The sequence below is a fragment of the Pseudomonas sp. W5-01 genome (genome assembly GCF_046540435.1).
GTDB lineage: Bacteria > Pseudomonadota > Gammaproteobacteria > Pseudomonadales > Pseudomonadaceae > Aquipseudomonas > Aquipseudomonas graminis_B.
This window is the reverse complement of the sequence record NZ_JAXCIP010000002.1, coordinates 413,630-438,591: the sequence shown is the minus strand read 5'-3', so window position 1 is coordinate 438,591 and position 24,962 is coordinate 413,630. Positions and strand designations below refer to the sequence as shown.

Below are 24,962 nucleotides of genomic sequence, written 5' to 3'. Positions count from 1 at the left end.
TGCCCGGATTTGCTGGCCGAGGCTGAAGTTGTCTAGCGGAGGGAATTTAATATCAATGCGCCATACATCGGCGTGAAAGAAAGGCGTTTTTCGGCCATTGAGCGCAACATCGGCCGCAGCAGGCCCGGCCTAAGACCTGCCCAGCGCCGTCATCGGGCGTGGGAAGAGACGACCGGTAGGCTGCGCACGGCTGATTCATCGAAGCAATGTGTATCGAGATTTTTCGGCCCGTCCCAATCCTTTCGAAAGCCAGCCTTTACATCGCTGCGGCAAGTCGCCCGATGTCTGCCATCAGCGCGTTGATCTGATCACCGCTGGCCTTGGAACAGGTGTAATAGGCCGTGACCAGCATGGGACCCCGCTCGCCGGGCCAGATGACGGCGACGTCGTTGCTGGCATTGTTGGCCCCGGAGCCGGTTTTATCGCCCACACGCCAACTGACAGGGACCCCGGCGCGCAGCTTCTTGTCCCCGGTCTGGTTGTTCACCAGCCACGCCGTCAGCTGATCCCGCGAGGCCGGCGTCAGCTTTTCACCCAGCACCAGCATGTTCAGTGTCTGCAACATGGCGACGGGGGTGGTGGTGTCGCGCAGGTCGTCCGGCCGGTTTTCATTCAGTTCGGGCTCACGGCGGTCGAGGCGGGTCTGCGTGTCCCCCATCGACCGCAACCAGGCGGTCAACCCTTCGGGACCGCCCACGCTGTCGAGCAGCACGTTGGCCGCGGTGTTGTCGCTCAGCGTCATCGCCGCCTCGCACAGCGAACCCACGCTCAGCCCCTGCCCGCCCGCATGCAGCTCGGTGGTCGGCGAATACGCCACCAGTTGCTCGGCGGAATAGGCGATGCGCCGCGACAGTTCTTCGTGCTTTTGATCGACCCGCGCCAGCACGCAGGCGGCGGCCAGGCATTTGAAGGTGCTGCACAGGGCAAAGCGTTCATCGCCGCGATGGCTGATCAGGCGCTGGCTGGAGGTGTCCAGCATGGCGACACCCAGGCGGCCGCCGTGGCGACGTTCGAGTTCGGCGAGTTGCTGCGCAATGGCCAGGTCGGAAGACGGCCCGGCGCGACGCTCGGCAGCCAGTGAGGAAAGGCTCAACAACGTGGGCACGGCCAGCAACGACGCGCCGATGAGGGTTCTGCGGGTGATCAAGATGAACGTCCTTGTGAAGGGCAACGAGCGCCGCACGGATCACGGCACTCACCCCGATGGGATGAGTCGCCGGTGAGCCGCTGCGAACGGTGAGCAAACCGGCGCACATCATCCGACCAGACGCGGCTTCATTTCAACCGTTGGCAGCGCAAACGTCCTGTTTGCCCCACCGTTGCCGTTATCGCGGCCGGTCGAATCCCGACACCGACCGCACCCACACGAACAGCCGCAGGGTCGCCGGGTTGTCGATGGGCTCGTGGTTTTCTGCAAGCTCGCCGGCCAGGGACGCCAGCGACTGCGGCAACAACCAGGAAATCTCCTGCTCGGTGGCCTGATAGGGCATCGGGGTTTCATCGTTCTCGATCGCTGGCCATGGGTTCATCGCCTTTTCTCCCGCACACGCATGGATGGTTACAGATCGAGCACCAACGGCCCTGAAGCCGGGACTGCGCAACAGATCAGCACGTGGTCCGCCGCCGGCCTTTCAGCGGGCGGAACCGGGTAATGCACCTGGCCACTGACGAGCCGGGTCTTGCAGGTGCCACAGGATCCAACGCGGCAGCTGAATTCCGGGTTCAGACCGCGGCTCTCGGCCAGTTCCAGCAAGCTGCCACCGCCGGGCCGCCAGCGTGCTTCCTTGGCAGAACGTTCGAACACCACCGGCACCGCTTCTGTCGCAGCGGGTGGTTGCTCAAAGGCGATCGCCTGGGAATCGCCGCTGCGCTTGAGGCTGGACGGGCCGAAGGTCTCGGCATGGATGCGCTCGTCGCGAATGTGCATCCCGCGCAGGCCGTCGTAGATTTCCTGGGTAAACGCGGCCGGCCCGCACACATAGAAATCGAAATCGTCGAACGGCAGCAGTGCCTTGAGCAGATCGAGGTCGATGCGGCCGCTCAGGTGAAAATCTTCACCCACACGCGCCGACGTTTCCGGCTGGCTCAGCACGCGGATCACGGTCAACTGATCGCCGACCTTCGCAATGAGTGTGTCCACTTCTTCGCGAAACGCCAGTTCGACCAGACGACGGGCACTCTGGATGAACCAGGTCGCCCGCCCTCCCCGCACCCGTTTGCCTTCGTAGATGACCTCTCGCAGCATCGACAGCATGGGCGTGACGCCAATGCCCGCACCCAGCAGCACCAACGGCCGGCGCTCTTGCGGGTCCACCACGAAACGGCCCTGGGGTGCCCGCGCCTCAAGCAGATCGCCGACCTTCACCTGATCATGCAGATACGCCGAGGCGAGTCCGTCGCGCCTGACGCTGATGCGGAAAAATCCGTCGGACGGCGCGCTGGACAGGCTGTAGGTGCGAATTACCGGCGGCGTATGGCCTTCAAGCGCCAGGCGCAGCGGCAGGTGCTGACCGGCCTTGAACGCGGGCAACCCTGCGCCGTCGGCAGGCCCGAAATAAAACGAACGGATGCCGTCACTTTCGTCCTCGATCCGCGTCACCCGCAGGGGCCGCCATTGATCGCGCAGGGCATCGGCCTGCAAACGGGCGGCGGTTTGCTGCCAGTCGCCGGTCATCAGGCTGTTCGGTGACCACCCCTGAAAGGCCCAGCGTGAGCGCAACGCCGCCGGCCGACGCGCCACCTGTTCCACCCGCACTTGCCAGAGCCGTTCGGCGCCCTGGAACGCCGCGATTTCCGGCCCTTCGAGCACCAGCGTGACAGTGCCTGCCACTTGCAACAGCTCGCCGGTCTGGAAATCAACGAACAGCAGACCGGCCTTGGGATTGAGCTGGAAGTTGCCCAGCGTGTTGAAAAACAGGTTGCCGGCGAAGTCCGGAATGGTCAGCACGTCGCCGTCCACCCGCACGAACCCGGTCTGGCCGCCGCGGTGGGACACGTCCACCGATCGATGGGGCTGCGCGCCTTCAAGGTCGACATAGCTGGCGACGAAGAACGTGTCAGCACCACGAATGGTGGCGATGGCGGCGTCATCCAGCGCGGTCAATCGCTGCACAGGGGGACGCTCCGCCACAGCTTTGAGCGGCACCTGCTTCAATGCCCGCAGCTGAATGTACTGCGGACAATTGCCATACGAGTGCTCGACGCTCACGGAAAAACCGTTTTCCCACACCTTACTGATGTGCCCGTTGAGGCGATTGCGACGGCGGGTGTGCAGGTCGATACCGAGCATGCCCACCGCCGCCCCCGGCGCGAATCCGGCGCCGGCCGGGTCTTCGGCATCGAGGCGTCGGCTGATGTCCAGACGCCTGGCATCGGGTGATTGGATGAAACCCGACTGGGCGTCCAGCAGGCTCGCCCACGGCCAGCCTTCAGGGTCCACGGCGCCAATGATCAGGTACGGCAAGTGCTCGTAGAACTCACGGTGCTGATCGGGCATGTAGTCACGAATGACGCGCTTGCCCAAGGTTTCCATGCGCTCTGCAACGCCGACCTTGGCCTGCAGAGCGCGCTCGCCGGAATGCCATGGCGATGCCGTTTCAGTGCGAATCTCGTTCATGGCGCGAACTCCCTGGCATCACGGAGGGTTACTTGACCAAGCCTGCTGCCGTGCGCGGCATGGGCGTGAAGCCCGGCAGCTTCTCGATGCGCGCGAGCCATGCCTGCACGTTGCCGTAGTCGTCCAGCGAGACGTTGCCCTCCGGCGCGTGGGCGATGTAGCTGTAGGCGGCGACATCAGCGATGGTGGCGTGATCGGTGGCGAGAAAATCGCGGCCACTCAGGTGCTGATCGATGACCAAGAGCGTCTCGTGGGCCCGCTGGATCGTGTCCTGGGGATCGAAACCGGCACCGAACACGGTGATCAGACGCGCCCGCGCCGGGCCCAGATAAATCGCGCCGGAGGCGGCAGACAACCAGCGCTGCACCTGCGCCGCGCCCTCGGGATCATTCGGCAGCCAGCGGCCCGAGGGGTCGTACTTCTTCGCCAGGTACACCAGGATCGCCGTGGAATCGGCGACGATGACCCCGTTGTCGTCAATCACCGGCACTTGGCCGAAAGCGTTGATCGCGAGGAATTCCGGCTTCCGCTGCTCGCCCTTGGCCAGGTCGACGAACTGAATGTTCGGTGCAAGACCCAGCAGCGACAACATCAACTCGGCGCGATGGGAGTGGCCGGACAGCGGAAAGTGATAGAGGGTAATGGCGGTCATGGGTGGGCTCCTGAGCAAGGTTCGACTCAGCGCGGGGCGGCGGTACTGCCGTGGTTGTGCCGCGCTGGTGAAACCGATAGTGGGCCCGACCACTGGATTGGGGAATCACCAGAAACGGCAATCCACTGTTTCACTGGGTGAAATGCTGAGGACGACATCATGTTGCTTTGCCGGCGCGCGGGGCTGACCACCCTCTATAGGCGGAATTCAGAAACATCCCCGGCCTGCTGAGCGCGATGGCCCCATTGATCGCGCACAGCCGGCCGGGGGAAACGGCCGAGGCTACTTCTACCTCACAAAGGGCTCACAGCCACTGCCGTGCCGTCAGCCACATCCCATAACCCACGGCCATCAGCGCCCAGGCCAGCAGCGGGTGAAACATCACCCGCCAGGCCAACGCCCGCGGCTCGAAACCGACGCCGTGGACGAACCCTCCGGCCACGCCCCACATGATCAGCATCAGCAGGCCGTGGGAATAACGGCCGTTGGCGTCAAGCATCGACGCGGGGTGAATCAGCAGCACCAGGCTCAGGGGCACGGCCATCAACACGGACAATGTCCGGCCGACGGCGTGCCTGAAGGGTGCGTTCAGCGCTTCAGCGGTCACGGCCGCTCTCCAGCGCGTCGGCGTCGGATGACTCCAGCCACAGCGCGTTGATGATGCCGAAGCTGCAGGCCAGCAACACGCCGAGAATCCAGGCGAAATACCACATGATTGTCTCTCCTCTTAAACGCGGGTCAGTACAGGCCGTGGGGGTTGCAATCGATGTGCGCGGTGGTGACCTTGCCCCACATTTTGGCGTAGCACCACAGCGTGTAGCAGAGGATCAACGGCACGAAGATGGACGCCGCGATCAGCATGATCATCAGGGTTTTATGGCTGGACACGGCGTCCCACACGGTCAGGCTCGACGCCGGGTCCAGGCTCGACGGCATGACGAACGGGAACAGCGCAAAGCCTGCCGTGCACAGCGCGCCGACGATCGCCAGGCTGCTGCCGATGAACGCCGTTCTGCCCTGCCCCGCACTGGCGCCGAGCAAGGTCAGCAAGCCACCGAAGATCCCCAGCAGCGGCGCGATCACCGTCAGCGGGTGCTGCTGATAATTCGCCAGCCAGCCGTGGTTGCTGGCCGTCACGGTTTTCGCCAGCGGGTTGAGCGCAGCGCCTGCATCGAACGCCGAGGTGATCGCCAGGCCTTGAATGCCGCCCAGCAACAGCCACGCGCCGGCGCCGATGAACGACAGCAAAAACAACAGCGACAGCCACTGGGCCGCACGGCGGGAGCGTCGGGCAATGGCGCCTTCGGTGCGCATCATCAGCCAGCTGCCGCCGTGCAGGCCGAGCATGCTCAGGCTGACCACCCCGGCCAGCAAGCCGAACGGGCTCAGCAGCTGCCAGAAGTTGCCGTGATAACTGGAGCGCAAGGTCTCGTCGAACTGGAACGGCACGCCCAGCAACAGGTTGCCGAACGCCACGCCGAAGACCAGCGACGGCACCACGCCACCGACGAACAGGCCCCAGTCCCAGCTCTGCCGCCAGCGGGTGTTTTCCAGTTTGCTGCGGTAGTCGAAACCCACCGGGCGCACGAACAGCGCAAACAGCACCAGCAGCAGCGCCCAGTACAAGCCGGAGAACGCAGCCGCGTACACCAGTGGCCAGGCCGCGAACAGCGCGCCGCCGGCGGTGATCAGCCAGACCTGATTGCCATCCCAGTGCGGGGCGATGGTGTTGATGACCACGCGCCGCTCGGTGTCGCTGCGCCCGACGTAGGGCATCAGCATCGCTGCGCCCAAGTCGAAGCCATCGGTGAGGGCGAAGCCGATCAGCAGCACGCCGACCAGCACCCACCAGATCATTTTCAGTGTCTCGTAATCGAACATCGGGAATTCCTCAGGCCAGGGCCGGTTGTCTGGCGTCAGCAGCGTTGCCCTGCGCGCCTTGCTCGAAGTGGTAGCGACCGGTGTGCAGGCTGCTCGGGCCGAGTCGGGCGAACTTGATCATCAGGTACATCTCGATGATCAGCAGGACGGTGTAGAAGCCGACCAGCGCCACAATCGAACCGATCACATCCGCCGCCGACAGGGTCGAGGCCGAGAGGTGCACGGGCAGCACTTCACCGATGGACCAGGGCTGACGACCGTGCTCGGCGACCCACCAGCCGGTCTGGGTGGCAATCCACGGCAGCGGCAGGCTGAACACCGCCCACTTGAGCAGCCAGCGCTCGCGGGTCTCGTTCTTGCGCGCCGAGGCCCAGAAGGCACAGGCGAACAGCAGCAGCATGAGCATCCCGCTGAGCACCATCACGCGGAAGGTCCAGAAGATCGACGCCACCTGGGGGATCGAATCCAGCGCGGCCTGTTTGATCTGCTGCTCGTTGGCGTCGACGACCTTGTCGGTGTACTTCTTCAGCAACAGGCCGTAGCCGAGGTCTTTCTTCACCCCATTGAAGGCGTCGAGGGTCTGCTCACTCTTGTCGCCGCCGCGCAGCTGGCCGAGCAGGTCGTAGGCAGTCATGCCGTTACGGATGCGGCCTTCGTGTTCGCGGACCAGGTCCTTGATGCCGGTGACCTGTTTATCCACCGAGCGTGTGGCGATGATGCCCATCACGTAGGGAATCTTGACGGCGTAATCGGTGCGCTGCTCGGCCTGGTTGGGCAGGCCGAACAAGGTGAACGCCGCCGGAGCCGGTTCGGTGTCCCATTCGGCCTCGATGGCGGCCAGCTTGGTCTTCTGTACGTCGCCGATTTCGTAGCCGGATTCGTCACCCAGCACGATCACCGACAGGATCGAAGCCAGGCCGAATGCCGAGGCGATGGCGAACGAACGCCGGGCGAAGGCGATGTCGCGGCCCTTGAGCAAATACCAGCTGGAAATCGCCAGGACGAAGATCGCGCCGGTGACGTAGCCGGAGGCCACGGTGTGGACGAATTTGACCTGGGCGACGGGGTTGAACAGCAGGTCGCTGAAGCTGGTGAGTTCCATGCGCATGGTGGTGAAGTTGAACTCGGCGCCGACCGGGTTCTGCATCCAGCCGTTGGCGATGAGGATCCACAGCGCCGACAGGTTGGAGCCGATCGCCACCAGCCAGGTGACGCTCAGGTGCTGGACGCGGGTCAGGCGGTCCCAGCCGAAGAAGAACAGGCCGATGAAGGTCGATTCGAGGAAGAACGCCATCATGCCTTCGATGGCCAGTGGCGCGCCGAAGATGTCGCCGACGTAGTGGCTGTAGTAGGCCCAGTTGGTGCCGAACTGGAATTCCATGGTCAGGCCGGTGGTGACGCCGAGGGCGAAGTTGATGCCGAACAGTTTGCCCCAGAACTGGGTCATGTCTTTGTAGATCGGCTTGCCGGTCATGACGTAGACCGATTCCATGATGGCGAGCAGGAAGGTCATGCCGAGGGTCAGCGGGACGAACAGGAAGTGGTACAGCGCGGTCATCGCGAACTGCAGCCGGGAGAGGTCGACGACTGATTCCGATATCATTTTGGGTTTTTCTCAGAGGGTGCGGGTGGGGTGCTCAGTAGGTGCAGGCCGGCTTGCACGCCGTCGTCCTTGACTTCGACCGGGGCGTCGAACCAGACGCTGCGGATGCCCATGAGCAGGACGAGTTTGATCAGGAGGATCAGACTGATGTCTTTGGCCAGGGGGTGTTTGAGGAAGTCGAAGGGGCCGGGCATGTTGAGGACTCGTCGGGGTGCGGGGTATTTTTCCTACAGACGTTTCCTACGGGTTTGATCCAGGTCAATAAGGCGCATTTGCTCTGATGTGGCAGAACGCCACAGGTCTGCCTAACGGCAGAGGGTTTCGCCTTCGGCGACTTACTTTTGAAAAGCACCAAAAGTAAGCAAAAGTGCCTGCTCCTGGCTGGGCCCTCCTGCGTCGGGTTCCCTCACTCCGACGAAGCTCCGTGGGCCCGCGCCGAACGGACATCCATGTCCGCAACGGCGCTCTCGCCGCATCCATGCGGCTCGGCCCACTCCGCGTCGTCTGCGTTCGGCCTGCACCCAAGTCGCGTTTGGCGGTGACTGGACCTTCTGTGTACGAAGATCAAAAGCAGATCAAAGGCAGATCAAAAGCTTCCCGGCTGAAGCCGGTCCTACGCACGCGACGCCCTGGTAGGACCGGCTTCAGCCGGGACTGCCAAGGGGACTGATTTATTTACAGCGCTTCACCGTAAATTAATCTGTCCCCGACTCCCCGTGGCCAAAACCGGCCTGGGCCGACCACCGCCGGTAGGGCGAAGCAACTAAACCGACCGCCACCGCCTGCCCTGTTAGGATGAACGGCAGGATGCCGTCTCAAGTGGCGGATTATTCAGCCGATATTCCGGTGTGCAAGGCAGTCGGTGACGGTTGCGCCGGTGTGTTCACGGCCCGGAATCTGTCGCTTTTGCACCCCATGAGGTAGTTATCGATGACACTCCATTCGCTCATTCACACACTGGGCAGCGCACTCTGTGTGGCGCTGTTGCTGTGCGTGGGGTCTGGCGCGTCGGGGGCTGAATCGATTAACTCGAATGCGCCTGGGGTCGAGATCCATGTCGTGACCGAAGAGCTTGCGCCCTACAACATGACCCGCGACGGGGTGCTCACCGGTATGAGCACCGAGGTGGTTCAGGCGGTGCTGAAGGAGGTCAATGTGCAGGCCCCCATTCAGTCCATGCCCTGGGCGCGGGCTTACGATCTGGCGCTGCACAACCCCAATGTGCTGATCTACTCCATCACCCGCACCGCCGAGCGCGAGCGGCTGTTCAAGTGGGTCGGGACCATTGCCGCGTCGCGCTGGTTTCTGTATTCGTCCGCCCGCCATCCCGTCACGCTGCTGAGCCTGGACGACGCCCGGGGCTGGCAGACCGCAACCGTCAATGAAGACGTTGGCGAGCAGTACCTGATGGCGCGCAGATTCGAGATCGGTCATCAGCTGCAATCGAGCAACCGCTACGAATTCAATTACCAGAAACTGCAGACCGGCCACGTAGACCTGTGGATTTCCGACGAGCTCAACGCTTACTACCTGGCCCGGCAGGTCGGCGATGACCCCGCGCGGACCCTGGTGCAATCCCTGCGCATTAAAGAGCTGGAGGAAGCCGGCGGGTTCAACATGGCGTTCAGCACCGGAACGCCCGACGCCACGGTGCAGCTGTTTCAGAAAGGCCTCGACACCCTTCGCGCCAATGGCACCTACGACGCCATCGCGCGCAGGTGGCAGTGAGCATGCAGAGCGAAACGCCTTCCGATCCACCCGGCGCACCACACCCGCCCCCGCGCAGCGCACAGCGCACCGGTTCGCTGGCGCGGCGTCTGGTGCTGGCGACGCTGGCGTTTTGCGTGCTGTTCACGGCGGCGACGGTGCTGGTGCGCACCTGGTTCGCCTGGAACACCAACCTGGCGAACATGAACGCCGAGCTGACCCTGATCGATCAGGTGTTCCAGGGCACGCTGTCCAAGGCCGTATGGGAGATGGATGATCAGGCGCTGCAGACCCAGATCGACAGCGTGGCCACGGCGGCGCCGGTGGGCCGGGTCCAGCTGAAAATCCTGCGGCCCGGCCGCGCCCCGGAAATTCTGGAGCGCCAGCACCCCGGCCACACCGGCTCGATCCGCGCCCCGACGCTGCATCGGCAGTTGACCATCGCCCCCTATCCCGGCGCCCGCGAAGTGGTCGGCGAGCTGACCATCGAAGGCGACGAAAGCCTGCTGTGGAAACGCCTGTGGAAAGAAGTCGCGGTCATCATGGTCACCCAGATCATCCAGTCCCTGGCGCTCGCCGGGCTGATCATGGGCATGTTCAACCGCTCGGTGACCCTGCACGTGCGGCGCATTGCCCGGCACCTCGAACACCTGACGCCGCTCAACCTGAAGACGCATCTGACCCTGGACCGTCGCGGCAAGGGGGGTGACGAACTCGACCTCCTCGAAGCGGGCGTCAATGACCTGCAAGACAAACTGGCCGCGCACCTGGAGCGTCAGGCCCATGACGAAATCGCCCTGGCCGCCAGCCGCGACCAACTCGCCGAACTGGTCGAGCAGCGCACCGCACAGCTCAAGGCCGCGAACACGCGACTGGAAGCCCTGACCCGCTTCGACCCGCTCACGGGCCTTGCCAACCGCCGCCATTTCGACGAGCTCAAGGAGCTGGAATTCAATCGCGCCTTGCGTCATCGCCACCCGCTTTCGGTGCTGATGTGCGACATCGATTTCTTCAAGCGTTACAACGACACCTACGGCCATGCCAGGGGCGATCAATGCCTGCGCGATGTGGCGCTGGCCATGAGCGCGCTGTTCTCGCGTTCCGGCGAACTGGTGGCGCGGCTCGGCGGTGAAGAATTCGCCGTGCTGCTGCCGGGCCAGGATGATCAACAGGCGCTGGCGTCGGCCGATCGCCTGCGCGCCCTGCTGCACCGGCAACAACTCGTGCACAGCGCTTCACCGGTCTCGCCTTTCGTGACCCTGAGCATCGGCGTGGCCGAGCTCGATCCGGCGAACATGGAGCACTTCGATCAACTGCTGCAGAGTGCCGACCGGGCGCTGTACCGGGCGAAAAGCCAGGGCCGGGACCGCTGTGTGATCTGAACCGAGAGGGATGCCATGGGAAATAATCATTGTCAGCGCAGCGTTCTGGCCGCTTTCCTGATGCTGTTCGTGGGTCTGAACGCCAGCGCCACGACGCTGCAAGTGGTCACCGAAGACTCCTCGTACAGCGCACTTGAGGGCGACAAGGTGGTCGGGGTCGCCAGTGAAGTGGTCGAGATGACCCTCGCCAAGGCGGGCATCAGCGACTACCACATGGCGCTCTATCCCTGGGCGCGGGCCTATGACATCGCCCGGCTCGAAGCGAACGTGCTGATCTACCCGATGATTCGCAACAGCGCACGTGAGGCGCTGTTCAAGTGGGTCGGCGAGCTGGAACACGTCACACCGTCGTTTTACAAACTCCGCGAGCGCCGGGATGTGGTCGTCAACGCCCTGGAGGACGCCAGCCACTACACCGTCGGGGTCGTGCGTGACGATTCGCGGCAGCAGTACCTGGAGGGCAAGGGTTTCAACAGGATGGTGGTCTCGCCCAATAATCTGGACAACCTGCGCACACTGATCAGCGGCCAGGTCGAGCTGATTCCCATGCCCGAGCGCGAAGCGCGGGAGCAGTGTGCCGATCTGCAGATCGCGTTCGAGGACCTTGAAAGCGTCTACACACTCGACGAACTGTCCAAAGGTCTGTACGTGGCCCTCAGCGCCAGCACGCCGGACGAAACGGTCCAGCGAATCGCCGCTGCATTTGCCCGGCTCAAGCAGGAAGGCACGGTCGACAAGGTGATCGCGGGGCAGTAGTTGCAGGCCACCGCGAGCGCATTACCGCCTGGGCAACCTGTATTCAGGCCCCGAAAGCCGCTGCCTCGGACATTTCACAAAGCCTTCACAATCGTTTTGGAAAACTCCGCGCGATCTGTCCCCGCCTCCCCCTTCCAGCAGCCATCGACTCGCGCTGCGGACGTCTCGGCACCCCGGATGGAGCGGCCTGGTGAACCCGCACACCCGGCACTGCGCGGCCCCTTATACGGAACTGAATTCGATGGTCAAACCGGTCACGTCCACCCGTCTGGTGATGCTGTTTTCCCTATGTCTCGTAGCGTTTTACAACCTGGCGACCTGGCGCGCACTGGTTGATCTGGCGCAGCTGCACGGCGTCAAAGCCATCGCGTTCTATGCCTCGTTTGCCTTTCTGCTGTGGGCCGCGATCACCCTGCTGCTGACGCCCTTCTCCTTCCGCCCGACGCTCAAACCGGTGCTCAGCCTGGTCGCGCTGTGCTCGGCCGCCGCCGCCTATTTCATGAACACCTACGGCATCAGCATCGACACGACGATGATGCAGAACGTGCTCGAAACCAATTTTGGCGAGGCCGAGGCCCTGTTGAGCGGCACGCTGCTTTTCTACCTGGGCCTGCTGGGCGTGCTGCCGATTGCACTGATCTGGTGGCTGCCGGTGACCTATCGCCCCGTGCTGCCCGGGCTGGTCAACAAGGTGCTGGTGTGCGTTGGCTGTGTGCTGGTGATCGCTGCCGCCGTCGGGCCCTTCTACTCAACCTACGCGCCGATCTTTCGCGATGAAGACAAGCTCACCCACTTCATCAATCCGACCAACTACCTCTACGCCATCGGCAAGCTGACCAAGCAGACCGTGGCCATCAAAGAGACCCTGAACATCCAGACCGTCGGCGCCGACGCCGCCCTCAGCCCGCAAGCGCAACAGCGGCCGAAAAAAAGCCTGATGATCTTCGTCGTCGGCGAAACGGCCCGGGCCGACCACTTCTCCCTCAACGGTTACGGGCGGGAAACCAACCCGGAACTGAAGCAGCAGGACATTCTCAATTTCACCCACGTGGCCTCGTGCGGCACCTCCACTGCCGTGTCAGTGCCGTGCCTGTTTTCGAAGTTTCCGCGCACCGATTACAGCGACAAGAAGGGCAAGACCTACGAGGGTCTGCTGGACATGCTTCAGCGCGCCGGCCTGAAGGTGCTGTGGCTGGACAACAACAGCGATTGCAAGGGCACCTGCCTGCGGGTGCCCCACAGTGACATTCCGAAAAACCAGCCGAGCCCGTTCTGCGACGGCCAGAACTGCCTCGACGAATCGCTGCTGGTGGGTTTGCAGGACTACATCGACTCGCTTCAGGACAACGCCATCATCGTCCTCCACTCCGATGGCAGCCACGGTCCGGAATACTACGACCGCTACCCCAAAAGCCTTGAGCGCTTCACCCCCGTTTGCCACACCAATCAGCTGGGCAGTTGCACGTCCGACGAGCTGAAAAACGTCTACGACAACACCATTCTCTACACCGACCATTTCCTCTCGCAGACCATCGAGTTGCTCAAGCGCAATCAGGACAAGGTCGATGCGTCGATGATCTATGTCTCGGACCACGGTGAGTCACTCGGTGAAAACGGCATCTACCTGCACGCCGCGCCCTACGCCATTGCCCCGTCAGCCCAGACCCACGTGCCGATGGTGATGTGGTTCGGCCACTCGACCCTGGAAGACGCCAGCGTCGATCGCAGCTGTCTTGCTGCCAAGCAAGACCAGCCGGACCTGAGCCATGACTACCTGTTTCATTCGGTGCTAGGCTTGCTCGGCGTCACCACCACGGAATACCAGCCGGCGCTGGACCTCTTTCACAGCTGCAAGCGCAACAAGGGATGAGTTGAAATGACCTGCCAGAACCCGTTGAAACGTCTTGATCAACCGGTGTTCTGGCGGGACGCGCAGCTGCCTTTCATCGAGGCGCGCTCCATCGATGATGGCCGCAAGGTCTGCTATTCCCGTCACGCCCACGACGTGTTTTCCATCGGCGCAATCACCGCCGGGCAAAGCACGTATCTGCACGAGAAAACCACCCAGACCATCACCACCGGCACCGTTGTGGTGATGAACCCCGGCGAGGTCCACGCCTGCAACCCCATCGACGATCAGCCGTGGTCCTACCTGATGCTGTACGTCAACGCCCCGTGGCTGGGGGCGCTTCAGCGCGATTGCGGGGTCAGCAACGGCGGCGTGTTTCGAGGATATCCGGCCACCCATTGTCGTGACCCGCTGTTGTTCAACGGGCTGCTGGAGCTGCACCGGCGGCTGGTGGATGCGCAGCTGGACACGCTGGCAAAACAGGAGGCCGCTGTGAGGTTTTTCACCCTGGTCGAACAGCGCCTGGGCGGCTCGACATTGACGCCCAAACGGACCAATCCCAAGGTCGAACGTGCGGCGCATTACATTGATGCGCATTATCTGCAGCCGATCCGGCTGGAGGACTTGTGCGCGGTGGCGAATCTGTCCGAGGCCTACCTGATTCGTGCGTTCGAGCAGCATTACCACATGACCCCGCACGCCTGGCTGGTCAACCGGCGCATCCAGCACGGCCAGGCGCAATTGCGCAGCGGCGAGCCCATCGCCGACATCGCGCAGCAGAGCGGTTTTGCTGATCAGGCGCACTTTCAGCGGGCGTTCAAAAAGCATCTGGCGGCAACGCCGGGTCAGTACAAGCCCTGATCAGCGGTTGCTGCTCGCAAGGGAGGGCTCAGACGTAAAACAGCGACACCGCGCAGCCTGCCAACAGCGCTGCCATGCTGCGGTTGAACACGCGGATGCGCCGAGGACTGCGCAGATACGGACCGAGAAAGGCACCGGCGTAGGCCCAGCAGCCCACTGACAGGTAGCACACGACGAAGTAAATCAGCGCAAACAGACCGATCAGTCGCGCTTCGCCATCGGCCACGAACGCGCCCATCCCCGCCACCGCCGCCAGCCACGCTTTCGGGTTCAGCCACTGCATCGCCGCGCCATGGAGAAACGACGGCTCGCGGGTCGGTCTGGTGACGTCGAGGCGGCCGTCGTCCATCGCCAGCTTCCACGCTAGATAGAGCAGAAACGCCACCCCGGCCCAGCGGATGATCTCGGTCAGCATCGGGTAGCGCTGCAGCACTTCATGCAGGCCGAACCCGGTGAACATCAGCAGCACGACGAAGCCCACCGTCGCGCCGAGCACGTGGCGCAAGCTGGGGATCAAGCCGAACTGCGCGCCCGAGCTGAGCGCCACGACATTCACCGGGCCCGGCGATATCGACGCCGCCAGCGCGAACGCCGCCATGGACATCATCAGGTTCATTGCACGTCTCCCCACCTCATTGACTGTGGGTTGAGTGTACGAAGGGCGCACGAGCGGGTGATTGAACAAAACTGACCAATCGCCGACAGCCTGCCGGGGTCAGTCGTGGGCCTGGGACAACGGCCGCGCCACTTCTTCGAGGGATTTACCCTCGGAGGCGACGCCCCAGATCGCCTGCACCACGGCGGCCAGCACCATCAGCGCGGCGCCAATCAGGTAGCCGAAAAACACCGGGGCCCGCTCATGGGTATCGATCAGCTCACCAAACAGCATTGGGCCGACGATGCCGCCCAGCGCCGTGCCGAACGCGTAAAACACGGCGATGGCCAGCGCGCGGATTTCCAGCGGAAAGGTTTCGGCGACGGTGAGATACGCCGAACTGGCCGCTGCCGAGGCGAAGAAGAAAATGATCATCCAGGCGATGGCCTGCTGCGTGACATCCAGAACGCCCTGCTGGAACAGATAGCCGCTAATGGTCAGCAGGACCCCGGACACGGCGTAGGTCAGGCTGATCATCACCCGCCGACCGACCACATCGAACAGCCGGCCCAGCAGCAAGGGCCCGCAGAAATTGCCCAACGCCAGCGGCAGCACGTACCAGCCGATCGAGGCGGACGGCACTTGGTAGAACTCGGTGAGCACCAGCGCGTAGGTGAAGAAAATCGCGTTGTAAAAGAACGCCTGGGCGGTCAGCAACGTCAGGCCCACCAAGGCGCGACGGCGGTAGGTGTTGAACAGCGTATGGAAAATCTCTTTCAGCGGCGTGTGGTCCCGTGCATGCAGACGCAAGGGCGGGCCCGTTGGCGCTGACAGGTCATGGCCCTGGCGACGCAGGCGTTCTTCGATGCCTTCCACGATCACCCTCGCCTCCTCGCCCTGGCCATGGATCAGCAACCAGCGTGGGCTTTCCGGCAGCCACAGGCGCATCAGCAGAATGATCAGGCCGAGCACCGCGCCGATGCCGAAACACAGGCGCCAGCCCATGTCCGCGCCGACCCACGGGGCGTCCAGCAGCACGATGGAGCCGACCGCGCCCAGGGCCGCGCCGATCCAGAAGGTGCCGTTGATGGTCAGGTCGACCCAGCCCCGAAACCGTGCCGGCGTGAATTCCTGGATGGTCGAGTTGATCGCCGTGTACTCGCCGCCGATGCCCATCCCGGTGAGAAAGCGGAACAGCAGGAAACTCCAGAGGCTGAAGGAAAACGCCGTGGCGGCGGTGGCGGTGATGTACAGCGCGAGGGTGATGAAGAACAGCTTGCGCCGGCCCAGACGGTCGGTCAGCCAGCCAAAGAACAACGCCCCCAGCACCGCGCCGCAGATGTAGGCGCCGCCGGCCAGACCGATGTCGGCGTTGGTCAGGTGCAGGACGGGGCTGTCTTTCAACGCCCCGGACACCGAGCCCGCCAGCGTCACTTCGAGCCCGTCGAGCAGCCAGGTGATGCCCAGCGCAAACACCAGCAACGTGTGAAAGCGCCCCCACGGCAGACGATCGAGCCGGGCCGGGAGATCCGTTTCGAACACCTCCCCTTTGCTGTCTGCCGCTCCTGCCTGCACGCCGCTGATCGCCATGACTCGTCCCCGTGGATCGGAAGTGATCTGTGGGTTCAGAGTTCGCGGGGGACGTGGGAGTTCAGCGGGGTGTTGCCCGATATCTTCGGCACGCCACCGAACCTGTGGGACCGAGCTTGCTCAGGAAGGGGCCGGAGCAGTCAGCTACTTTTTTCGGTGGGTGAGAGCAAGCCTTCGCGAGCAAGCTCGCTCCCACAGGATCGCGGCCGGCTCGGTGGCAGAGAGTGACAGAGCGAGTGGCAAAGCAGGGCAAAGGGGACCAGGGGCAAAGGGGACTGATTTATTTACAGCGTTTCATCGTAAATGAATCTGTCCCCGGCTGGATTCAACATTGAGGCTGCCGGTACTGGCGCCTTCCCGGCTGAAGCCGGTCCTACAGTCAACGCCAATCCTGCTGGATGCATGCGATGCCATCGTAGGACCGGCTTTAGCCGGGAAGGGGCCAGTGCGGGTGCTGACATTCGATCGGTACCAAGCGGCGCACGCTAGATCTGCATCAACTGCTGGGCGTAGGCGTGGAGGACCTCTCGCTGGATCATGAAGCTGGCGTATTTGCCCTCGCGCAGGGTGGCGATGAGGCCGGCGCGCTCGAGCTCTTTGGTGTGGTGGGAAACGGTAGCGGCGCTGACCGGATTGACCTTCAGCACCTCGGCGCAGGGCAGCGCCTGTTCGCTGTTGCCAATCTGAACCAGTATCCGGAAGCGGCGGCTGTCAGCCAGCGCCCGGGCTATCAATGCGATTTGCGACTCACTCAACGGAAACTGCTGTGCCGTGCTCTCGATCATCGTGACGCCTCAGTAAAAACCTCCTTGTCCAGAGATACTGCGGAATAAACCGACAGGCTAATGACGGTGGGCACTGGCGGTCAATACTATGGAGGCTCACGGCAAAAGATGGTTCAGCGCCGTGAGGATTCGCCTGCGAACAACTCGACGCTGCCCGCTGACCTGCGTAGGGTTTTCTGGCATCCTGCGCGCCCTTTTCCCCTGCGATCGACCGCCATGCCTGCACCCTCCGACCTCATCTACGGGCTTGAAGACCGGCCGCATTTCACCGCCGCGATCTTCGCGGCGTTGCAGCACGTGCTGGCCAGTTTCGTCGGCATCATTACCCCAACCCTCATCGTCGGCAGCGTGCTCGGGCTCGACAGCGAAGTGCCCTACCTGATCAGCATGGCGCTGTTCGTCTCCGGGCTGGGCACCTTTGTTCAGGCCAAACGCTTCGGCCCTATCGGCTCGGGGCTGCTGTGCCTGCAGGGCACCAGCTTTTCCTTCCTCAGCGTGATTCTAAGCGCCGGGTTTCTGGTCAAGAGTCGCGGCGGCGGCACCGACGAAATTCTCTCGACGATCTTCGGCGTGTGCTTTTGCGCCGCGTTCGTCGAGGTGGTCCTCAGCCAGTTCATCGGCAAGTTGCGCAAGCTGATCACCCCGGTGGTCACCGGCACGATCATTACCTTGATGGGCCTGTCGTTATTGAAGGTGGCGATGACCGACATGGCCGGCGGCTTCGGCGCCAGCGATTTGGGCTCGGCGGCGAACATGGGCCTGGCCGGTCTGGTGCTGATCACCATCGTGGTGCTCAACCGGTTCAATATTCCGTTACTGCGCCTGAGCGCGATCATCATCGCCCTGACCCTGGGCTTCGCGGTCGCTTGGCTTATGGGTCGGGTGGATTTCGCGCAGATGCCTCAGGTGCCGGTGATGAGCCTTCCGGTGCCGTTCAAATACGGGTTTTCCTTCGATCTGCTGGCGTTCATCCCGATCGCGGTGATCTTTCTCGTGTCGCCGCTGGAGGCCGCCGGCGACCTCACCGCCAATTCGATGATCTCCCGGCAACCGGTGAGCGGGCCGGTGTACATCCGCCGGATCAAATCAGGGCTGCTGGCGGACGGCCTGAATTCGGCGCTGGCCGCGACCTTCAACAGCCTGCCCATGGTGACCTTCGCGCAGAACAACGGGGTTATTCAGCTGACCGGTGTGGCAAGCCGCTACGTGGCGTTTTTCATCGCCGGGATTCTAGTGCTGCTGGGCCTGTTTCCGATCATCGGCGCCGTGCTGCAACTGATGCCGAAGCCGGTGCTGGGTGGCGCGACCCTGATCATGTTCGGCACGGTCGCGGTGGCGGGGATCAAGATCCTGTCGGAGGCCGGCCTGCATCGGCGCAATATGCTGATCGTGGCGATTTCCCTGGGCATGGGCCTGGGCGTCGCTGCCGTGCCGGAAGTCTTGCGCGAGCTGCCCAAGGCGCTGCACAACATTTTCGAATCGCCCATCACCGTCGGCGCGTTCTGCGCGATCATCCTCAATATCTTCCTGCCGGAGGAGTACCAGGAGCCGGAGCTTACTGAGTTCGACCCGGAAGCCGCGACCTTGAAGGTGCTGCAGGACCCGCCCCTCGGCTCTCGGGGAGACTTTGACGCAGAACCTGCCGGAGAACCTCTTGGGGCCCGCGAGGTCGCACAGTTGAATCGTCAGGACGTTTGAAGGGGCGTGTTGCGCCCCAGCTGCCTGCCACGGGAGTCACCGATGCCGCTACGCCCGATCCGCACCCTCCTCGCCGGCCTGGCCATGGTTCTGGCACTGAGTGCCTGCGCGCTGTTTCCCAACCGCGACCCGCTGAACATCAACGTGGTGGGCGTTGATCCCCTGCCCGGCCAGGATCTGGAAATTCGCTTCGCCGTGAAGCTGCGCCTGCAGAACCCCAATGACACCGACATCCAGTACGACGGCGTGGCGCTGAATCTGGACGTCAACGGTCGCTTGCTGGCGTCTGGCGTCAGCGATCAGAAAGGTACGATCGGGCGGTTCTCCGAAGGCGTGCTGACGGTCCCGGTCACCGTTTCAGCCTTTGCCGCCTTGCGCCAGGCGGTGGGCCTCGCCGATCAGCAGCGCCTCGACAACCTGCCCTACGAACTGCACGGCAAGCTGGCTGGCGGGCTGTTCGGCACGATGCGCTTTGAGGACAGCGGCACGCTGAGCCTGCCGAAACCGGCCAGCGGCAGTTGGTGATGGCGGACTGCGTGACCGGCTTTACGCTTTTAGTGGGACCTGCTTTAGCCGGGAAGGCGTGAGGCACCACACCGCAAAAATCAGGCAAAAGTAACGTCGCCAGGACCGGCCTCTTCCCGGCTAAAGCCGGTCCTACAATGGGCGGGATCGAATGCCTCAGCCCCGCGCCGCTGCCACCTGACGATTGACCTCGGCGCGCACCATGTTGGCGTACTCCGGCGGCGACATGGCGTCGAGTTCGCCGCGCACCCACTCCGACCATTTGCCCTTGCGCTTGGCCCGCTCGCCCATCAGCCGGGCGGCGTCAGCCTTGGCCTTGCCCAGATTGCTCTGCCACAGATCGAACAGGCGAGACTTTTCGTCCTCGATGGCGGCGCGTTCCGGAAGGGTTTTGTTGGCCAGGTTGTAGCTCATGGTATGTACCTCGATGTGCAAAACGAAACGCATAAACGGAGCCGGTGGCCGGCTCGAAAAACGTCAGCATCTTACACCCGCGGACGGTGAATCCCGACCCCATTCGTTGTACTTTTTGGTCGCTGGCAGAATTGGGCTGCAACTTTTGGGGCGCTCAAAACTCCATTGCACACTGCTATAACCACTGAAAGGAAATTTGCCATGGCTCGTAAAACTGCTGCTCAGAACGCCGCTGTCGAACAGATCAAGGATCAAGCGTTCAGCGAACTGGCCGCCCTCATTGAAGAGTCCGATAAACTGCTCAAGGACAGCGCCTCGCTGGTTGGCGAAGAAGCCGACACCGTGCGCGCCCAATTGAGCCAGAAGCTCAAGCAGGCCATGGAATCGGTGGGCAGCGTGCGCGAACGCGCCAAGCCAGCCGTTGATGCCACCGAAAACTACATCGGCGGTCACCCATGGCAGACCGTGGCGATCTCGGCAGGCTTCGGTCTGGTGGTGGGTCTGCTGCTGGGCCGTCGTTGATTAGCGACGTCTGATTCTGTAGCCAGACTCGCTTTGGCCGGTGGCATCGCCTGATGCCACCGGCTTTAAATCCTCAAGATCGAGGCGAGATCACTTCCAGCTGTGACAGGCGGTGGCCTTTGACCATCGCGGCATCGATCTCTGTCTTGGCCTTATCGGCGTCTGCCTGAGACTCGAACGGCCCGATCATCACCACTTCCCTGCCATCGACCTTCACCACATAAGACGGGTAATGGTGCTCGACCAGCCAATAGGTCATGTCGCTCAGCGCTTCTTTCAAATGGACACGAATGGTCCATTGCGGCGAAGCCGGCGTCGGCGCTTCCGCGGTCGAATCAGTGCTCGGAACCTGGGCGGGCGTTGCGGGCTTGCCGCCATCACAACCCGCCAGCATCAACACCGCCACCATCATTGCCATCTTGCGCACGTCTGTCGCTCCTCGTTTGAAGTGGCGGGAGTCTACCACCGCAGGCGAGTGCGAGTTTAACGTCCAGCCGGTACACTGCTCGGCGACCGCCCTGAACGGGTCTTCAACCCTCACCGGTGACCGAGCCCCTGGAAGATTGCTGCCGGGCCCACAAATAACCGAACGCGATGATGGCACTGTGGTCAATCTCTCAAGTCTTTTCGCAGGCTCACCTTGATGACGTTCATTTCCGATAATGCCAGCCTGCGCCTCACCGACCGGGTACTGCTGCCCGCCCGCCCCACAGGCGCGCAATCGACAACAGCCGATCTATCGCGAACACGCCCATGAATTCCGCGACGCCCACGCCGATGACTGACATTTCTCACCGCCAGGCTCATGCCCCCGAGCAGCCGACCGCGCCAATGATCGCCGAGCCCCATAGCCACGGTGATCAGTGGATCATTTGCGAGCACTGCGACTCGGTCTATGAGTCCATGCCCCTGAACAAGGGCGAGGCAGCCTATTGCCTGCGCTGCGCCGCGATCCTGCGTCGCAGCCATCGGCTGACCCTCGAGCAACTGCTTGCCCTGAGCATTGCGGCCTGCATTCTGTTCATCTTCGCCAACGTATTCCCGGTCATCACCATCAGCATGCAGGGCCTGCACAACGAGGTAACGCTGTGGGGTTCGGTTCAGGCGCTGGCCCAGGGGCAGATCACGTTGATTGCGCTGGTGGCCGGGCTGGCCATCATTCTTGCCCCGGCACTGCAGATCGCCTTGTTGTTCTGGGTGCTGGCCCATGCCCATCGCGGCGAAATCGCCCCCGGCTTCAAAATGTGCATGCGCACCCTCGAACACCTGCGGCCCTGGAGCATGCTGGAGGTATGCCTGCTGGGGATTCTGGTGGCCATCGTCAAACTGGCGGGCATGCTCGATGTGCACGCAGGCGTCGGCCTGTGGGCCATGGCGATGCTGATGGTGCTGATCCTGCTGATCGCCGGCAAGGACATCCGCCGCCTGTGGGATGAACTGGGAGTCCAACCTGAATGAACGACATTCCCTACGCTCGGGAGTACAAGATCACCCTGTGCCACGTGTGCAGTTACGTCTGTGCGGAAGAGGCCCATGAATGCCCGCGCTGCAACTCGCCCGTGCATCGGCGCAAGCCCAACAGCCTGACGCGCACCTGGGCCTTTCTGATCGCCGGTCTGATCTTCTATATCCCGGCCAATCTGTTGCCGGTGATGTACACGACGATGCTGGGCAGCAGCAGCGAGAACACCATCATGAGCGGGGTGATCGAGTTCGCCGAAAGCGGCTCGTGGGACATCGCCATTCTGATTTTCATCGCCAGCGTGGTCGTGCCCTGCATCAAGTTTCTGGTACTGGGGCTGATGCTGGTGACCTGCCAGCGCCGCAGCACCTGGGCGATGCGCGAACGTTCGCGGCTGTTTCGTTTCATTGAGTTGATCGGCTACTGGTCCATGCTTGATGTGCTGGTGGTCGCGCTGGTGGCAGCCCTTGTTCAGTTTCGCGGGCTCAGCACCATCGAGCCGCGCCTTGGCATTCTGTTTTTTGGTTTGGTGGTGGTGATGACCATGCTTGCCGCCATGACGTTCGATCCCCGGCTAATCTGGGACGCAGAGGTTGAAGATGTCCGATAACACCCTACCCCCCTCCCCGCCGACTCGACCGCAAGTCAAAGCGCGCAAGATGCGCGTTTCGCTGGTCTGGCTGGTGCCGATCGTCGCGGCCCTGATCGGCCTGTCGATGGTGGTTCATGACTTCCTCAACGTCGGCCCCAAAGTGGTGGTGAGCTTTCTCACGGCAGAGGGCCTGGAAGCCAAGAAGACCCAGGTCAAGTATAAGAACGTAGTCATCGGCATCGTCACCGACATCGAACTCAGCGATGACCGCACCCACGTGCTGGCGAGCATCGACCTGAACCAGTCGGCCGCGCCGTTCACCCGCGCCGATACGCAGTACTGGGTGGTGCGTCCGCGCATCGGTGCCCACGGCGTCACCGGTGTCGACACGCTGTTGTCGGGGGCTTTCATCGGTGCCGACGCGGGCAGCTCGGAAGAAACCAAAAAAGACTTCACCGGCCTGGAAACCCCGCCCGCCGTGACCTTCGGCGAGAAAGGCAAACGCTTCATTCTGCACACCGACGACCTCGGCTCGCTGGACATCGGCTCGCCGGTGTACTTCCGCCGCATCCAGGTGGGCCAGGTCGTGGCCTACGAACTGGCGAAGGACGGCAAGGGCGTCGACGTCGAAATCTTCGTCGGCGCGCCCAATGATCAATTCGTGCTCACCGACTCGCGCTTCTGGAACGCCAGCGGCGTGGACGTGACCCTCGGCGCCTCGGGCCTGAAAGTGTCGACCCAGTCCATGGCGTCGATCCTCTCCGGCGGTATCGCCTTCCGCGAACCCAAATACAGCCCCGACGCCAAGCCAGCCGACGGCAACGCCGAATTCAAACTGTTCGAAGACCAGACCACGGCACTGGCGCCGCCCGATGGCGAACCCAAATACATCCGCATGCGCTTCAACCAGTCGCTGCGCGGCCTGGTGGTCAATGCGCCGGTGGATTTCCTTGGCGTCAATATCGGCCGTGTGGTGTCGGTGGACCTCGACTATGACGCTGCCACGGGCACATTCCCCGGCATCGTCGGTGCGGTCATTTATCCCCAGCGCCTCGGTGCGGCCAATGACAAGCTCAAAGAGCAGGCAGGCGCTGGCGATGACGAAGAGCAGACCTCAAGGATTCTCGGGAAGTTCGTCGAACGCGGGCTGCGGGCGCAAGTGCGTACCGGCAACCTGTTGACCGGCCAGCTGTACGTCGCGATGGATTTCGATCCCAAGGCGGCGAAGATTTCCTACAACGCCAAGGCGCGGCCGCTGGAGATCCCGACGGTGCCAGGCAGTTTCGACAAACTGCAGGAGCAGTTGCAGGCGTTCGTCGACAAACTGGGCAAGATCCCCCTCGACGACCTGGCGAAGAACCTCAACGGCAGCCTGATCGAACTTCAGAAAACCATGAAGCAGGTCAACAGCGATGTGTTGCCGCAGATGCGCGGCGCGCTGCAGCAAGCGCAGAAAACCTTGGGCACGGCCAACGAAGCGTTGTCGGATGACTCGCCTGCGCGTCAGCAACTGGGTCAGGCCATGGACGAAGTCCAGCGCACGGCGCGCTCGGTCCGTGTGTTGACCGATTTCCTCAGCCGTCACCCTGAATCGCTGATTCGCGGTCGTACCGGCGATGCGGCGCCCGGCTCGTACAAAGGATCATCCTCTTCCCGTGAAATTGCTCCGGAGCCTGCTCAATGACCTTGCGTAACTCGTTCCTCGCCCTGACCTGTGTGCTGGGTGTGACGGCCTGCTCCTCCACGCCGACCCACTATTACACGCTGATCGCGCCGGCCACTCCGACGCCTGCAAGTGTGGGTCAGACGCCGTTCCAGTTTGAAATGCAGGCGGTGCTCATGGCGGTTCAGGTCGATCAGCCGCCGCTGGTCATCCGGCAGGGCAACGGCAGCCTGGCGATTCTGGAGAATGAGCGCTGGGGCGCCCCATTGGGCGATGAGTTCCATGACGCGCTGACCGGGCAACTGGAGCGCCGCTTCGGCTCACGGGACTTGGCGGGCTTGCCCAAACAACGTGATCAACCGGTGCTGTCGGTCCGAACCGACGTACGTCGCTTTGAATCGGTGCTGGATCAATATGCGCTGATCGATGTCGTCTGGAACCTGAGCCTGCGAGGCATCGGGGCCGAGCCCGGTACCCGGCGGCAAACCCTCACCTGCAGCAGCGTCATCAGGCAACCGGCGAGCATCGGCATGGAAAATCTGGTCATCGCGCACCAGAAAGCCGTGTCAACGCTGGCCGACACCATCGCCCGCACCGCCACGCAATGGGCGCGTCAACCCGACGCCCGCTGCCCTTCCTGAGAGCATCGACGCCGGGGCTGCAGAGGCCCCGGCTGTTTACCGCCCTTCGCTCCCTCGCACCCCCGCTCAGAACGCCGAACAGTCCACATAAAAGCACTTCATTCGGGCAGTTATCGTACAACTGTTTGAGAATAATCCTACAAACCGGTATGTTTGGATCCACATTCC

General features: G+C 62.9%; 26 protein-coding genes. 12 read left to right on the top strand and 14 right to left on the bottom strand.

Annotated features, from left to right (window positions below; translation table 11 throughout):
• Window positions 1–256 precede the first annotated feature (256 nt).
• From bla to cydP, 9 genes are all read right to left on the bottom strand, one after another.
• Entirely contained in the window at window positions 257–1,147 is an 891-nt protein-coding gene (gene bla, locus SLW75_RS07335; RefSeq protein WP_410934042.1) for a class A beta-lactamase, read from the bottom strand.
• Between the two features lie 178 nt (window positions 1,148–1,325).
• Window positions 1,326–1,529, bottom strand: coding sequence for a hypothetical protein (locus tag SLW75_RS07330; protein WP_410934041.1), 204 nt, complete (start codon window positions 1,527–1,529; stop codon window positions 1,326–1,328).
• A 29-nt stretch (window positions 1,530–1,558) separates the two neighbouring features.
• Window positions 1,559–3,616: a pyridoxamine 5'-phosphate oxidase family protein gene (locus tag SLW75_RS07325; RefSeq protein WP_410934040.1), complete on the bottom strand. Its 2,058-nt coding sequence runs from the start codon at window positions 3,614–3,616 to the stop codon at window positions 1,559–1,561.
• Between the two features lie 28 nt (window positions 3,617–3,644).
• Window positions 3,645–4,268 (bottom strand): glutathione S-transferase family protein, encoded by a 624-nt coding sequence (locus SLW75_RS07320; RefSeq protein ID WP_410934039.1) that lies wholly within the window; start codon window positions 4,266–4,268, stop codon window positions 3,645–3,647.
• A gap of 304 nt (window positions 4,269–4,572) precedes the next feature.
• Window positions 4,573–4,875, bottom strand: a complete 303-nt coding sequence (locus SLW75_RS07315) for a cyd operon YbgE family protein (protein WP_065988545.1) — start codon at window positions 4,873–4,875, stop codon at window positions 4,573–4,575.
• Window positions 4,865–4,981, bottom strand: coding sequence for a cytochrome bd-I oxidase subunit CydX (gene cydX, locus SLW75_RS07310; RefSeq protein WP_296308816.1), 117 nt, complete (start codon window positions 4,979–4,981; stop codon window positions 4,865–4,867). Before cydX ends, SLW75_RS07315 begins: the two co-directional genes overlap by 11 nt.
• 25 nt (window positions 4,982–5,006) lie before the next feature.
• Entirely contained in the window at window positions 5,007–6,149 is a 1,143-nt protein-coding gene (cydB, locus tag SLW75_RS07305; protein WP_410934038.1) for a cytochrome d ubiquinol oxidase subunit II, read from the bottom strand.
• Window positions 6,150–6,159: 10 nt separating this feature from the next.
• Window positions 6,160–7,752 carry a cytochrome ubiquinol oxidase subunit I gene (locus SLW75_RS07300; protein ID WP_410934037.1) on the bottom strand — a complete coding sequence of 531 codons (1,593 nt, stop codon included), beginning with the start codon at window positions 7,750–7,752 and terminating at the stop codon, window positions 6,160–6,162.
• A complete protein-coding gene (cydP, locus tag SLW75_RS07295; RefSeq protein WP_065988549.1) occupies window positions 7,749–7,946 on the bottom strand; it encodes a cytochrome oxidase putative small subunit CydP in 198 nt (65 codons plus the stop codon). Before cydP ends, SLW75_RS07300 begins: the two co-directional genes overlap by 4 nt.
• Window positions 7,947–8,682: 736 nt before the next feature.
• On the opposite strand from cydP, the gene SLW75_RS07290 reads away from it, so the two are divergent.
• From SLW75_RS07290 to SLW75_RS07270, 5 genes are all read left to right on the top strand, one after another.
• Window positions 8,683–9,480 carry a substrate-binding periplasmic protein gene (locus SLW75_RS07290; RefSeq protein WP_410934036.1) on the top strand — a complete coding sequence of 266 codons (798 nt, stop codon included), beginning with the start codon at window positions 8,683–8,685 and terminating at the stop codon, window positions 9,478–9,480.
• 2 nt (window positions 9,481–9,482) lie between these two features.
• On the top strand, window positions 9,483–10,841 hold the full coding sequence (locus SLW75_RS07285) for a diguanylate cyclase (protein WP_083233084.1): 1,359 nt from the start codon (window positions 9,483–9,485) through the stop codon (window positions 10,839–10,841).
• Window positions 10,842–10,856: 15 nt separating this feature from the next.
• A complete protein-coding gene (locus tag SLW75_RS07280; protein ID WP_410934035.1) occupies window positions 10,857–11,597 on the top strand; it encodes a substrate-binding periplasmic protein in 741 nt (246 codons plus the stop codon).
• 241 nt (window positions 11,598–11,838) lie between these two features.
• Window positions 11,839–13,467 (top strand): phosphoethanolamine transferase, encoded by a 1,629-nt coding sequence (locus SLW75_RS07275; protein ID WP_410934369.1) that lies wholly within the window; start codon window positions 11,839–11,841, stop codon window positions 13,465–13,467.
• Between the two features lie 6 nt (window positions 13,468–13,473).
• On the top strand, window positions 13,474–14,307 hold the full coding sequence (locus SLW75_RS07270; protein WP_410934034.1) for an AraC family transcriptional regulator: 834 nt from the start codon (window positions 13,474–13,476) through the stop codon (window positions 14,305–14,307).
• Window positions 14,308–14,335: 28 nt separating this feature from the next.
• Here the strand turns inward: SLW75_RS07270 and SLW75_RS07265 are convergent, their stop codons facing one another.
• The 3 genes from SLW75_RS07265 to SLW75_RS07255 form a co-directional block, all read right to left on the bottom strand.
• Entirely contained in the window at window positions 14,336–14,923 is a 588-nt protein-coding gene (locus tag SLW75_RS07265; protein WP_410934033.1) for a LysE family translocator, read from the bottom strand.
• 99 nt (window positions 14,924–15,022) lie between these two features.
• On the bottom strand, window positions 15,023–16,492 hold the full coding sequence (locus SLW75_RS07260; protein WP_410934032.1) for an MFS transporter: 1,470 nt from the start codon (window positions 16,490–16,492) through the stop codon (window positions 15,023–15,025).
• Between the two features lie 485 nt (window positions 16,493–16,977).
• The gene (locus SLW75_RS07255; protein ID WP_065988555.1) at window positions 16,978–17,277 is read right to left on the bottom strand and encodes an ArsR/SmtB family transcription factor; all 300 of its coding nucleotides are present in this window, start codon (window positions 17,275–17,277) and stop codon (window positions 16,978–16,980) included.
• A 216-nt stretch (window positions 17,278–17,493) separates the two neighbouring features.
• Between SLW75_RS07255 and SLW75_RS07250 the strand changes: the two genes are divergently transcribed.
• Both SLW75_RS07250 and SLW75_RS07245 read left to right on the top strand, forming a co-directional pair.
• Window positions 17,494–18,975, top strand: a complete 1,482-nt coding sequence (locus SLW75_RS07250; protein ID WP_410934031.1) for a nucleobase:cation symporter-2 family protein — start codon at window positions 17,494–17,496, stop codon at window positions 18,973–18,975.
• A gap of 42 nt (window positions 18,976–19,017) precedes the next feature.
• Complete coding sequence (locus SLW75_RS07245; RefSeq protein WP_410934030.1) at window positions 19,018–19,500, top strand: LEA type 2 family protein; 483 nt, start codon at window positions 19,018–19,020, stop codon at window positions 19,498–19,500.
• 156 nt (window positions 19,501–19,656) lie between these two features.
• On the opposite strand, the gene SLW75_RS07240 is transcribed toward SLW75_RS07245, so the two are convergent.
• Window positions 19,657–19,914: a hypothetical protein gene (locus SLW75_RS07240; RefSeq protein ID WP_065988751.1), complete on the bottom strand. Its 258-nt coding sequence runs from the start codon at window positions 19,912–19,914 to the stop codon at window positions 19,657–19,659.
• A 201-nt stretch (window positions 19,915–20,115) separates the two neighbouring features.
• Between SLW75_RS07240 and SLW75_RS07235 the strand changes: the two genes are divergently transcribed.
• The gene (locus SLW75_RS07235; protein ID WP_065988557.1) at window positions 20,116–20,436 is read left to right on the top strand and encodes a YqjD family protein; all 321 of its coding nucleotides are present in this window, start codon (window positions 20,116–20,118) and stop codon (window positions 20,434–20,436) included.
• A 73-nt stretch (window positions 20,437–20,509) separates the two neighbouring features.
• Here SLW75_RS07235 and SLW75_RS07230 read toward each other — a convergent pair whose 3' ends face one another.
• Window positions 20,510–20,863, bottom strand: coding sequence for an SPOR domain-containing protein (locus SLW75_RS07230; RefSeq protein WP_410934029.1), 354 nt, complete (start codon window positions 20,861–20,863; stop codon window positions 20,510–20,512).
• Window positions 20,864–21,267: 404 nt separating this feature from the next.
• On the opposite strand from SLW75_RS07230, the gene SLW75_RS07225 reads away from it, so the two are divergent.
• From SLW75_RS07225 to SLW75_RS07210, 4 genes are read left to right on the top strand one after another with little or no spacing between them, the layout of a single operon-like run.
• Entirely contained in the window at window positions 21,268–21,894 is a 627-nt protein-coding gene (locus SLW75_RS07225) for a paraquat-inducible protein A (RefSeq protein WP_065988752.1), read from the top strand.
• Window positions 21,891–22,508 (top strand): paraquat-inducible protein A, encoded by a 618-nt coding sequence (locus tag SLW75_RS07220; RefSeq protein ID WP_410934028.1) that lies wholly within the window; start codon window positions 21,891–21,893, stop codon window positions 22,506–22,508. Before SLW75_RS07225 ends, SLW75_RS07220 begins: the two co-directional genes overlap by 4 nt.
• Window positions 22,498–24,174: an intermembrane transport protein PqiB gene (locus SLW75_RS07215; protein WP_065988560.1), complete on the top strand. Its 1,677-nt coding sequence runs from the start codon at window positions 22,498–22,500 to the stop codon at window positions 24,172–24,174. Before SLW75_RS07220 ends, SLW75_RS07215 begins: the two co-directional genes overlap by 11 nt.
• The gene (locus tag SLW75_RS07210) at window positions 24,171–24,794 is read left to right on the top strand and encodes a membrane integrity-associated transporter subunit PqiC (protein ID WP_065988561.1); all 624 of its coding nucleotides are present in this window, start codon (window positions 24,171–24,173) and stop codon (window positions 24,792–24,794) included. Before SLW75_RS07215 ends, SLW75_RS07210 begins: the two co-directional genes overlap by 4 nt.
• Window positions 24,795–24,962: the final 168 nt, after the last annotated feature.

Excerpts from the sequence above, each read along its gene's own strand:
- SLW75_RS07255 (WP_065988555.1), bottom strand. The coding sequence starts at position 17,277 with ATGATCGAGAGCACGGCACAGCAGTTTCCGTTGAGTGAGTCGCAAATC.
- SLW75_RS07240 (WP_065988751.1), bottom strand. The coding sequence starts at position 19,914 with ATGAGCTACAACCTGGCCAACAAAACCCTTCCGGAACGCGCCGCCATC.
- SLW75_RS07210 (WP_065988561.1), top strand. The coding sequence starts at position 24,171 with ATGACCTTGCGTAACTCGTTCCTCGCCCTGACCTGTGTGCTGGGTGTG.
- SLW75_RS07235 (WP_065988557.1), top strand. The coding sequence starts at position 20,116 with ATGGCTCGTAAAACTGCTGCTCAGAACGCCGCTGTCGAACAGATCAAG.
- SLW75_RS07275 (WP_410934369.1), top strand. The coding sequence starts at position 11,839 with ATGGTCAAACCGGTCACGTCCACCCGTCTGGTGATGCTGTTTTCCCTA.
- SLW75_RS07220 (WP_410934028.1), top strand. The coding sequence starts at position 21,891 with ATGAACGACATTCCCTACGCTCGGGAGTACAAGATCACCCTGTGCCAC.
- cydB (WP_410934038.1), bottom strand. The coding sequence starts at position 6,149 with ATGTTCGATTACGAGACACTGAAAATGATCTGGTGGGTGCTGGTCGGC.
- SLW75_RS07290 (WP_410934036.1), top strand. The coding sequence starts at position 8,683 with ATGACACTCCATTCGCTCATTCACACACTGGGCAGCGCACTCTGTGTG.
- SLW75_RS07285 (WP_083233084.1), top strand. The coding sequence starts at position 9,483 with ATGCAGAGCGAAACGCCTTCCGATCCACCCGGCGCACCACACCCGCCC.
- SLW75_RS07250 (WP_410934031.1), top strand. The coding sequence starts at position 17,494 with ATGCCTGCACCCTCCGACCTCATCTACGGGCTTGAAGACCGGCCGCAT.
- SLW75_RS07330 (WP_410934041.1), bottom strand. The coding sequence starts at position 1,529 with ATGAACCCATGGCCAGCGATCGAGAACGATGAAACCCCGATGCCCTAT.
- SLW75_RS07300 (WP_410934037.1), bottom strand. The coding sequence starts at position 7,752 with ATGATATCGGAATCAGTCGTCGACCTCTCCCGGCTGCAGTTCGCGATG.
- SLW75_RS07245 (WP_410934030.1), top strand. The coding sequence starts at position 19,018 with ATGCCGCTACGCCCGATCCGCACCCTCCTCGCCGGCCTGGCCATGGTT.
- SLW75_RS07280 (WP_410934035.1), top strand. The coding sequence starts at position 10,857 with ATGGGAAATAATCATTGTCAGCGCAGCGTTCTGGCCGCTTTCCTGATG.
- SLW75_RS07215 (WP_065988560.1), top strand. The coding sequence starts at position 22,498 with ATGTCCGATAACACCCTACCCCCCTCCCCGCCGACTCGACCGCAAGTC.
- SLW75_RS07260 (WP_410934032.1), bottom strand. The coding sequence starts at position 16,492 with ATGGCGATCAGCGGCGTGCAGGCAGGAGCGGCAGACAGCAAAGGGGAG.
- SLW75_RS07225 (WP_065988752.1), top strand. The coding sequence starts at position 21,268 with ATGATCGCCGAGCCCCATAGCCACGGTGATCAGTGGATCATTTGCGAG.
- SLW75_RS07270 (WP_410934034.1), top strand. The coding sequence starts at position 13,474 with ATGACCTGCCAGAACCCGTTGAAACGTCTTGATCAACCGGTGTTCTGG.
- cydX (WP_296308816.1), bottom strand. The coding sequence starts at position 4,981 with ATGTGGTATTTCGCCTGGATTCTCGGCGTGTTGCTGGCCTGCAGCTTC.
- cydP (WP_065988549.1), bottom strand. The coding sequence starts at position 7,946 with ATGCCCGGCCCCTTCGACTTCCTCAAACACCCCCTGGCCAAAGACATC.
- SLW75_RS07265 (WP_410934033.1), bottom strand. The coding sequence starts at position 14,923 with ATGAACCTGATGATGTCCATGGCGGCGTTCGCGCTGGCGGCGTCGATA.
- SLW75_RS07320 (WP_410934039.1), bottom strand. The coding sequence starts at position 4,268 with ATGACCGCCATTACCCTCTATCACTTTCCGCTGTCCGGCCACTCCCAT.
- SLW75_RS07325 (WP_410934040.1), bottom strand. The coding sequence starts at position 3,616 with ATGAACGAGATTCGCACTGAAACGGCATCGCCATGGCATTCCGGCGAG.